Raw genomic sequence first — 10,154 nt, forward strand, 5'->3', positions numbered from 1 at the left:
AGTAATTTAGAATCCGCACCTGATACCGAAAGTAACAGACTTGCTGGTTGGATAAATGGCATAATCGATACCCTGGTTGATGGAGTTGCTTCCACCATACGCGTTCACTTCCGGATCGTACCAGGAGTACTTGGTAAAGGTGATAAAGTTCTGCGCACTGGCGTATACCTGTGCCGATCTGAAACCTTTCCAGCCCTTTTCTTTCACCGGCAGGTTATACGCCAGCTGGATATTCTTAAAGCGGAGGTAAGAACCATCCTCCACAAACCTGTCGGACAGGTTACCGTTTACCGTCCTGCTGATCTTCGGATACTTCGCATTCGGATTTTCCGGTGTCCAGTGATTGGTAAATACTTCTTTGGGCAGGTTCAGTCCCATACCCAAATCCAGTGAAGATGCCTTGTTCAGGTTAAAGATGTCGTTACCCTGAGAACCCTGGATAAACAACGTGAGTTCAAACCCTTTCCAACCCAGTACAGAGTTCAGTCCATAAATGAAATCCGGGTTAGGATCACCGATGTAAGTTTTATCTGCTGTCGTAATCGTACCGTCTTTCACAATGTCCTCGTACTGCAGGGTGCCGGTAGCGGAATAACCCGATTCTTTATAACCGTAGAAAACGCCCATCGGCTGGCCTTCGCGCAGCAGGTTTACCACGTCGTTAAGAGAACCGGTGTAAAATGCAGCGCCGTAAATATCCTGTCCGCCATAAAGTTTTATCACCTTGTTACGGTTAAAAGAAATGTTAGCGTTCACATTCCAGGTTACTTCATTTTTCAGGATGTTTGCATCTATGCCCAGTTCAATACCTTTGTTTTCCACCTCGCCAACGTTCTGCACGGTAGTTTCGTAACCGGTAGATCTTGGCAACCTCACAGTGTTCAACAGGTCCACCGTTCTTTTATGATAGTAGTCCATGGTGATGCGTAAGTCGTCGTGCAGCAGGCCTACTTCAGCGCCGATGTCGAACTGGCGGGTAATTTCCCATTTCAGATCGCCGGGTAAAGTGGTGTTAGGTGCAAACGCTACATACAACGCATCTCCAAAAATCACATTGCTGGAACCCAACTGGGTGAGTGTTTGGTAAGGGCTGATACCCGTATTGCCGGACAACCCGTAGCTGGCGCGCAGCTTAAGATCAGAGATAACAGTAGACTGCTTCAGGAAAGGTTCGTTAGACGCTTTCCAGGCAAAGGCCGCAGAAGGGAAATTCTCCCACTGGTTTTCCTTCGAATAACGGGAAGATCCATCGCGGCGGATGCTGGCAGTGAACAGGTATTTATCATTAAAGCCGTAATTCGCCCTGGCCAGGTACGACAGCAGCACCCATTTAGAGTAACCGCTGCTGGGAACACCTGGTGTAGCAGCACTTCCGATGTTACCCGTTCCGGTCACATCACTTAAGAAACCAATGCCCGAACCACCAAGCGTAGTGGTCACATTATCCTGGTAAGTAAACCCACCCATTACAGAAACAGAATGCTTTTTATCGAACACCTTCTGGTAATTCACCACGTTTTCGTTCAGGAAACCTGTTTGCTGCGTGGTAGACACAGAGGCAGAACCGCGGGAGTCGGTAGAAGGTTCGATGTTCGAGTAAGCATCCACCCGGTCGTTGATATTTTCTATGCCACCGGATATCTTGATGCTAAGGCCTTCTATCGGCTTAATGGTAACAGCACCATTGGCAAACACCCTGTCGCCCTTAATATCATCCCTGCGCTCGTTGATGAACACCAGCGGGTTTACAATTACATTGGAAATAAAAGGATAAGCATTGTTCAGCCTGCGATACGCGCCATTGGGCAGGTAAGGCGACAAAGAAGGTGGTGCCATCAGCATCGCGGAGATAAGATCACTGCCCCTGTTACCCAGGCCCGAGTTCTGTCTTGCACTGTTTATACGTGTCAGGATCGTATTCATCGACACGGATACTACTTTATTGATATCATGATCGATGTTAGCACGGAGGCTGTATCGTTTGTAATCGCTGGATTTAATAATACCATCCTGGAGATAAGCCGCGCCGGAAAGGGAGAACTTTGTTTTTTCCGAACCGCCGTTCACCGTAGCGCTTAACTGGTAAATAGGCGCATTACGCAGCACCTGGTCCTGCCAGTCGGTACCGTCATTGCCACCCAGGCTGTCGATCTGCGCCTGTGTAAAGTAAGCCGCCAGTCCGTCGTTTTTTGCCTGCTCATTATATAACAGTGCGTACTGCTGGGCATTCATCAGGTCCATCTTTTTTGTCACCGACTGAGTAGTATACCCAGCCTCAACGTCTACCGTAGTACCACCGGTTTTACGACCACTTTTGGTGGTGATCATCACTACGCCGTTTGCGCCCCTGGAACCGTAGATAGCAGTAGACGAAGCATCTTTCAATATTTCCACACTGGCGATATCGGAGTTCTGCAAAAAGGTAGGATTACCATTGTAAGGAAAACCGTCAATTACATACAGCGGTTCGTTACCACCCAAAATAGAGTTAGTACCCCTGATGCGGATACTTACCGCACCACCCGGAGAGCCACCGTTCTGCATTACCCTCACACCCGACGCGCGACCGTTCAGGGCCTGCATTACGTTGGTGGAAGGATAAGAGGCCAGGTCTTTCGCCTTTACCTGCGATAAAGAACCTGTAAGGTCACTTCGCCTGGCAGTACCGTAACCGATTACCACGATCTCGTCGGCAGTGTTCATTTGTTCTTCCAGCAGGATGTTGATCGCCTGATCGCTGGCCGCCTGCACTTCCTGGGTTTTGAAGCCCAGGTAAGACACTGTTAGCAGCGCACCGCGCGGCACCCGGAGTTTAAAGTTACCACTGGCATCGGTAGCGGTACCGTTATTCGTGTTTTTTACGACTACGGTAGCGCCTGGCAAAGCGACACCCTGGGCGTCCGTAACCTTGCCAGTAGCCGTTACCATCGTATCCTGCACCAACACCTTCACCGGGCCCAGCGCCAGGAACATCTCCTTTGTTTTTATCACTACATTTTTGCCGACTATAGAATAAGTGAGCAACTGGTTCCTCAGCGCTTCGTCCAGCGCCTTCTCCAGTGGCATATTTTTAAAGTTCACGGATATACGCGGCGCCTTGTCTATCAGCTTATGATCATAGAAAAATCCGTACCCTGTTTGTTTTTCCAGGTGGCGGAACAATTTCTCGAGCGACAAGTTCTTCTCTGCCAGCGTAACGCTTTGGGCGTAACTCCTGGCGCTGAGCTGCAGGCATGCGGATAATAAAATAATGGCTGTGATCTTCATAACAAGCAGTGTTTGGGCTAATTTTCGCCGTTTTAAATACCGCGCATGAATAAAACTAAATTGCATAATTTTGGTTTGTTAGGGTAAAGAATTCCTGCCTGGCTTTAGCCAGGGACGTGGAGATACCAATTTAAACAGCTGGTTTGCCCTAATTTCCTCCGGATCCGACGGCCATCGGGTCCGGTTTCATTTTATGGGCGTGCGTTGATCTTTTTACATAACGTTGCGTTTTTCAGAAACTAATAACTATGGTGTCACTATAATTTTTTTCCCTTCTACGCGGAAGTGTACATCACTCAACTCCAGCATCTTTAATACATCGGTAATGCTGCTGCTGCGGGCAATTTGCCCTCCAAACTCTCTTTCGGGTACTTTACCTTCATAGGTCACCTCGGCATCGTACCAGCGGGCCAGTTGTCCCATTACCCCTTTTAGCGGTTCGTGGTTAAACTGGAAGTAGCCATTTTTCCAGGCCACCACTTCTTCCATGTTTACATTTTCTTTCAGCGATAACGTGTTAATATCGTTCATAGTCGCCTGCTGGCCGGGTTTAAGAAGAATTACCTGTGTCCCGTGTTGTACGTTCACAGCGCCTTCCAGCAGGGTTGTATTTATCTTTCCATCTTCCTTGTATGCTTTTACATTAAAACTGGTACCGAGTACCTGAACTGCCAGATCATCTACCATCACTTTAAACGGCTGCCGGGCATTTTTCGCCACCTCAAAGTAGGCTTCACCAGAGAGCTGCACCAGGCGGTCGTTACCGGTAAATGCAGTAGGGAAACGTAAGGAGGAAGCGGCGTTCAGCCACACTTTGGAACCATCGGGCAATACGACCCTGAACTGTCCGCCGCGCGGCGTGGCCAGGGTATTAAACTCCGGGGGCCTCTCCCCGTTGCTGCCAGGCGCCCTGTAAGCCAGCTGACCGCTATCCAGTTTGATAACCCGCACACTACCCTGACTGGCGATATCGCCCATACCGGCGCTATCCAGTGCTATCTGGCTGCCATCAGCGAGGGTGAGTACGGCTTTATTGCCGCCGGGCGTTACGTTGTGAAGTGGTGTGGTACGGGCAGCCTGTACGCTTTTAGGCCCGGTAGAGCGGTAGGCGTACGTGAAAACCGCTGTTAATACCGCGGCCGCAGTGGCGTAAGGCGCCATTTTCTTAAGCAGACTGTATTTTTTAGGCTTCACGATGCGTTGGCGGATGGCCTGCATACGTGCCGGATCGGAAAGGCCGTGGAGGGATTTATTGGCGAGCAGGTTATCGAGGGCAGCCTGCCATTGCTCCCGCATAGCATCGTCCTGCAGGGAATCGAGCAGCAGTGCGGCTTCTTCCCGGCTCAGGTCTTCGCTGAGGTACCGTTCCAGTAAGTTGGAAAATGTTTGTTGGTCCATAACGTGAATTGCGGGTACAACATAAAGACGCGCAACTCCCGGCATAGGAGGTGCCTGTCTTAAAAAAAATATTTAGCGCAGGAAAATAAAGGCCCAGAAGGTGATGAGGGCGCCGGAGGCATGGTTAGGTAATGCTTTACGGAGGCTGGCAATGGCCTGTACGATGTAACTTTTAATGGTAATGCGCGAAACGCCCATGGTTACGGCAATTTCCTCGTGGCGCATACCCTCGAAGCGGCTTAACTTAAAAGCTTTCTGCTGTTGGGGAGGTAGCTGTTGTATGGCACGGAGTACAGATTGTTCCAGTTCCCGGAACTCCGCCTGCCCGTCCGCCACCCCCTCACTAAAGCAATGAAGCAAATACTGCCGGTAAGCATTACCGGACGCTATTTTACGCAAACGGGTATAAATGGTATTGCGGGCGGCCACAAACAGAAATCCTTCCAGTTTCTCCACCTGGGCCATTTGCACACGTTTTTCCCAGAGCATGGTAAACACGTCCTGGGCAACATCTTCGGCCATGGCGGGCGACTTGGTCAATAACAGGGAGGTGGAGTAGATAGCGTCCCAGTAGCGTTCGAAAATTACCTGGAAAGCCTGCTCGCTGCCAGCTGCAAGCTGGCAAAGCAATTCGCTTTCACTATGTGGAATTTTCTGCATACTGTTGGGCCGGGAGTTCTGTACGTTTTGTTTCTACTGCTTAGATAAAAGTAATAAAAAACTGGATGGGAAATACCTCCGTTCGTAAAAAAGAAAGAGGGCTGCCTGTTATGCGACCCTCTTTTTATCATGTTACGCCGGTAGTTCCGGAGGCGCTGGTTTGCGTTACGGCGGGTATTAACGGTTATTTGGCCGCAAATTCAGACGTTGCGGAGGGCGTTTATTTTACCAATCCGCGTAAATAGGCCTCCTTTACCAGCCCTGCCGTGTTCTTCACCTCCAGCTTACGTATCAGGTTAAAGCGGTGCGTTTCTACCGTACGCAGGCTTATAAACAGCTTGTCGGCTATCTGCTGGTTCGACTGTTCCTCCGCGATCATCACCAGCACTTCTACTTCCCGTTTGGTGAGTACCATGCCCGGCGTTTGTTTCCTGCCGTAAATCGATTCGGCCAGCATAATCTGTTGCAGGCGGATGTCGATGAACTGGTTGCCGCCCATCACCGTACGGATGGCATTTGTAAAGGTTTCCGGGTCGATGCTTTTGAGCAGGTAACCGGAGGCGCCGTTGCGCATCATCTTTTTTACGTACATCGTTTCCTCGTGACTGGTGAGGGCGATGATCTTTACAGCGGGATACTTAAAAGAAATAATCTTACAAAGTTCCACCCCGCTCATACCGGGAATGTTAATGTCCAGCAATAAAATGTCTGGTGTTTCGTGCTCAAGTTGTGATAGTAGCTCTGTGCCGCTCAGCACCCCAAAAATGAATGTACAGTCTCCAAGGTGTTGCAGCATGCTCTCGAAGCCTTTAATGATCATGATATGATCATCGGCTATACCAATTTTCCATGCCATTTGCTATAGGGGTTTATTATCCTCAAAGATAATACTGTAAAGCATTACAGCCGCCTGTAGGAGCTAAGTAGAATTACTGATTTTCTAAAATTACGACTATACCATTACCTCGAAGTACACCGTAGTACCCTGCCCTGGCGCGGAGGTTACCTGGCAACTGCCTTTCAGTAACTGCACACGGGTGTGCATATTACCGATGCCAATGCCGTTTTGTTTGGCCTCCTGCATATCGAAGCCTTTACCATCATCTTCTATCGTTACGGATAGCAGTCCGCGGTCGTAACTTAATTGCACGATCACCTGTGTAGCCCCAGCATGCTTCAGGATATTGGTTAATGCTTCCTGCACAACCCGGTAAATAATCAATCCTGTATCGGGCCCCATTTTGGGCAGGTCGCCCATGGTGTAACATTCAATGGTGAGGCCGGGGTGACTCACACGCGAACAGTAATTGCGCACGGCGTATTCCAGTCCGCCTGACAACACCACTTCAGGCGACAGGTTATGGGAGATGTGCCTCACTTCCTGTAAAGCCGTATCTACCAGCCCTATTACCTTTTGCGTTACTTCGGCTTCCTGCGTGTAGAGGTGCATTTTTGCGGCCGCTAATATACTTCCCACACCATCGTGCAGTTCTTTGGCCGTTTTGGAAAGTGCCTTTTCTTCGCCGCTCAGGCTGGCCTGTAATAACTGGTTCGTTCGTTCGATGGCGGCCGTTCTTTTTCTTTGCTGATAACTGAACCAGATGACCAACACCACCAGCAGCAACACGATTACTGCCGATACCGACAACCATATCCACTTATCTTTCCTGCTTATTTCGTTTAGCTGATCGCTTATTTTCAGTTTCTGCTGTGCAATGGCCTTCTCCTTTTGCGACGTCTGGTAGCGGGTTTCCATTTCATGTACGGCGGTTTGTGTACTGGCGTTGGTAATGGAATCGTGCAGTACGGTGTATTTGTTGGAGAAGTCGAGCGCCGTTTTGTATTCGCCCAATGCGCCTTTCAGCTCTGCTCCTAATTTGTAATAATCCTGGAGATCGGCCTTCGGCAGTTCCCGCTCCGCCCAATCACCCATCAGCTTAAAATACTCATTTGCCTTTAAATAGTCTTTTAAGCCGGTATAGGAATTGGCCATGCCGAAATAGATATAGGAAGTATAGCCATCCGCACCGGTTTCCTGCACCAGCGACAAGGCCCGGCGATAGTTTACCAGCGCTTCGTTGTATTTTTTGAGCCGGTGGTAAATATCTCCCAGGTTGTTGTAAGCCGTCATCAATGCATCCGGATCGGCCTTGCTGCCCATATCGATAATCTCGCGGGAGTGTGCAATGGCCGCCGTAAAATCCTCGTTCAGCACTTCACTAATGATCACGTTAATGAGGCTGCGGGTGATGCGGCCGGTATCTTTAATAGCCACAGCTACCTCGTAGCCTTTGCGGGCGTAATAAAGGCTCTTCTCCTTATCGCGCATGTCGTAAAACACCGATGAGAGGTTGGTGTTGTATTTCTGCTGGTTCACGGGGTCGCTCAGTTCTTCGGAAAGTTGCAGGGCTTTAATGTAATAGTCGGCCGCCGTGCGCAGGTCGCCCAGCGACTGGTATTGCAAACCGATGTTGTTATACGACTGTGCTATTTTCTTTTTGTTGTTGGTGCGCTGGGCGAGGTCGAGCTGCTGGCGACTGACGTCCATCGCTTCCTGGTAGCGTGATTGTATGTATAAAAGGTTTGCGTATTTACCGGTATATTCGAATAAGCCATCGGTGTAGTCCAGCTTTTTAGCCATGGCACCGGCCTGGCGAAAAACGATTTCGGCAGAGTCTGTATTGCCTTTGGCAGCATAAGTTTGCGCCTGTTGCAATAACGTATCAACGTGTTTGGGCGACTGTGCGGTTGCCCGTAATGAGGCGAACAACAGGAGTATTAAAGTGGCATATAATTTCATGTTCCGTTGGGGGCCGGTTTTTTGGCGGGGAGAACCGGGGGCGTAAAAATAATAAATAAATTCGCGTATGGCTATTTACAAGTTTAATGAAATTCTGAACGACCTGGTAGACTACTTCCTGCTGGCCGACACCCAACTGCTGCTGGACTATAAACAGCAACACCAGTTGCCCGACGACCTGCTGACCGAGTTTACTACAGAAGAAACCGGCGACCGGGTGGTGCAACAGGGCATAATGATACCGCTTGCCAGGGTCAACAATTATCCTTACACCATCATCTTCAACTTATCGGGTACGCCTGTACTGGAGCAGGATGGCAACGATCTGCAGCTGCGGAAAGACGGTTATATCCTGCGTGTACAGCACGGGCGTATATACTTGTTTACCATGCCTTATCTGAGGCGTTTCACCAGCGAGTCGCCGCTGAACATTGCCAGGCTGCAGCGGGCTACGATAGAACTGGAAAATGGCTGGTACGAAGTGAGTGTGCTGGGCGGGCAGTTAAAAGAAGGGGAAGACCTGGAGCCCTGCTTCGAGTTCCTGCTGAACTGGGTGGAAGAGCAACCCGAATATAAAGGAGATATATCCGGTTCCTTTTCCATTGATGCCGACCAGTATTAAGTAGAACCACTGAATTTTCAATTTTAGTCGTTTTACCGGTGTTTGAGGGGCCGGTGGATGGTAGCTTTGCATCGTATAACCCCAAATACAATGCAAACATTCATTATGCTCTCCCTGGCTGCCGCTTTATGGCAGCCAGTTGACACGGTACCAGCGCAGCGGATCGAAACGTATTCCAAGTTCGATTTCGTGCCCGGCGAGAAAGTGATCTACGCCGAAGATTTTGCTTCCGATGCCGTAGGTGAACTGCCCGTAAACTGGAACACCAACGCCAATGGCGCCATTGTTTCCCTGGACGATAAAAGCAAATGGCTGCACCTTTCCTCCGGACTGTATCTCACCGGCACCAAGGCAAAGGACTACGGCGCCAACTTCACCGTAGAATTTGACGTATTGCTGAATGTAGTGCCCAAAACCGGGTATTACCTTCCTCCGATCACCATTGGCATGCTGGCCTCCGGCACCGCCGACCCTGCAGGCAACCCACTACTCAGTTATCAACACGGACTTAGTTCTTTCCAACTGAAAATAGATCCCAAAGCAAACGAGAACACCATGTCGGTGCTAAGGAGTTATGCAGACAGGAAGGAAACCTTTATGGCAGAAAGGAAATTGTCTAAATACAACGAAACCCTTCGCCAGGTAGCACATTACGCCATCTCCGTACAGGGCAGCCGTTTAAGGATATGGATCAATGAAGAGAAGGCATTCGATCTTCCGCGTGCGATCAACACCAATGTACCATTGAACCAGATTTTCTTCCGCACCGAAACCACCGGCGGTTTCCCCGATGATAATTTCTCCTATCTCCTTTCCAACATAAAAGTATCCACTGGTCTGCCCGATACCCGCGCGAAGCTGGTAACCACGGGCAAGTTTTCCACCACCGGTATTTTGTTCGATGTGAATTCGGACAAGATCAAACCCACCTCGCACGGCACCCTTAAAGAGATCGCGCAGGTACTGGCCGATAACGCCGGTATGAAAGTAAAGATCGTTGGTCATACCGACGCCGATGGCAATGCTGCTGCTAACCTTGCGTTGTCAAAGAAACGTGCAGAGGCCGTAAAAGCCTACCTCGTATCGAACTTCCAGATTGATGGCAGTTTGCTGTCCACCGATGGCAAAGGCGCTACCGTTCCGGTTGGTGATAACAAAACAGTGTTGGGTAAGGCGAACAACCGGAGAGTGGAGTTTATCAAAATGTAATTTACCCCTGGCAATATTTACAGTTTATAGGTTTTCATTAGGACTAAGAGATAACGCCTCCCTTCGTGGGTGGCGTTTTTATTTCAAGCTTGATGAAGTGAGTGCGAAAGGCATAAAATGTGTTTTCACACTTTTTTTGTAAATCGTAGAGGATGCAATAATCTTTTATTGCTACATCCGATTCCTGCGAACAACACA

At 49.4% G+C, this 10,154-nt stretch carries 7 protein-coding genes; 2 read left to right on the plus strand and 5 right to left on the minus strand.

From position 1 onward, the window contains the following. Window positions 1-6 precede the first annotated feature (6 nt). The 5 genes from QZT80_RS03040 to QZT80_RS03060 all read right to left on the minus strand — a co-directional run bounded on the left by QZT80_RS03040 (window position 7) and on the right by QZT80_RS03060 (window position 8,125). Entirely contained in the window at window positions 7-3,267 is a 3,261-nt protein-coding gene (locus tag QZT80_RS03040; protein ID WP_295117461.1) for a TonB-dependent receptor, read from the minus strand. A gap of 246 nt (window positions 3,268-3,513) precedes the next feature. Continuing rightward, the gene (locus QZT80_RS03045) at window positions 3,514-4,665 is read right to left on the minus strand and encodes a FecR family protein (RefSeq protein WP_295117464.1); all 1,152 of its coding nucleotides are present in this window, start codon (window positions 4,663-4,665) and stop codon (window positions 3,514-3,516) included. A gap of 72 nt (window positions 4,666-4,737) precedes the next feature. Continuing rightward, window positions 4,738-5,325 (minus strand): sigma-70 family RNA polymerase sigma factor, encoded by a 588-nt coding sequence (locus QZT80_RS03050; protein ID WP_295117466.1) that lies wholly within the window; start codon window positions 5,323-5,325, stop codon window positions 4,738-4,740. A 220-nt stretch (window positions 5,326-5,545) separates the two neighbouring features. After that, entirely contained in the window at window positions 5,546-6,181 is a 636-nt protein-coding gene (locus tag QZT80_RS03055; protein ID WP_295117467.1) for a response regulator transcription factor, read from the minus strand. Between the two features lie 96 nt (window positions 6,182-6,277). Then, window positions 6,278-8,125 (minus strand): sensor histidine kinase, encoded by a 1,848-nt coding sequence (locus QZT80_RS03060; protein WP_295117469.1) that lies wholly within the window; start codon window positions 8,123-8,125, stop codon window positions 6,278-6,280. 67 nt (window positions 8,126-8,192) lie between these two features. Here QZT80_RS03060 and QZT80_RS03065 point away from each other — a divergent pair, with 67 nt between their 5' ends. Together QZT80_RS03065 and QZT80_RS03070 are read left to right on the plus strand one after the other, a co-directional pair. Next, complete coding sequence (locus QZT80_RS03065) at window positions 8,193-8,747, plus strand: hypothetical protein (RefSeq protein ID WP_295117471.1); 555 nt, start codon at window positions 8,193-8,195, stop codon at window positions 8,745-8,747. 90 nt (window positions 8,748-8,837) lie between these two features. Continuing rightward, window positions 8,838-9,956 (plus strand): OmpA family protein, encoded by a 1,119-nt coding sequence (locus QZT80_RS03070; protein WP_295117473.1) that lies wholly within the window; start codon window positions 8,838-8,840, stop codon window positions 9,954-9,956. The last annotated feature ends 198 nt before the right edge of the window (window positions 9,957-10,154 follow it).

The sequence above is a fragment of the uncultured Chitinophaga sp. genome (assembly GCF_902168175.1).
GTDB lineage: Bacteria > Bacteroidota > Bacteroidia > Chitinophagales > Chitinophagaceae > Chitinophaga.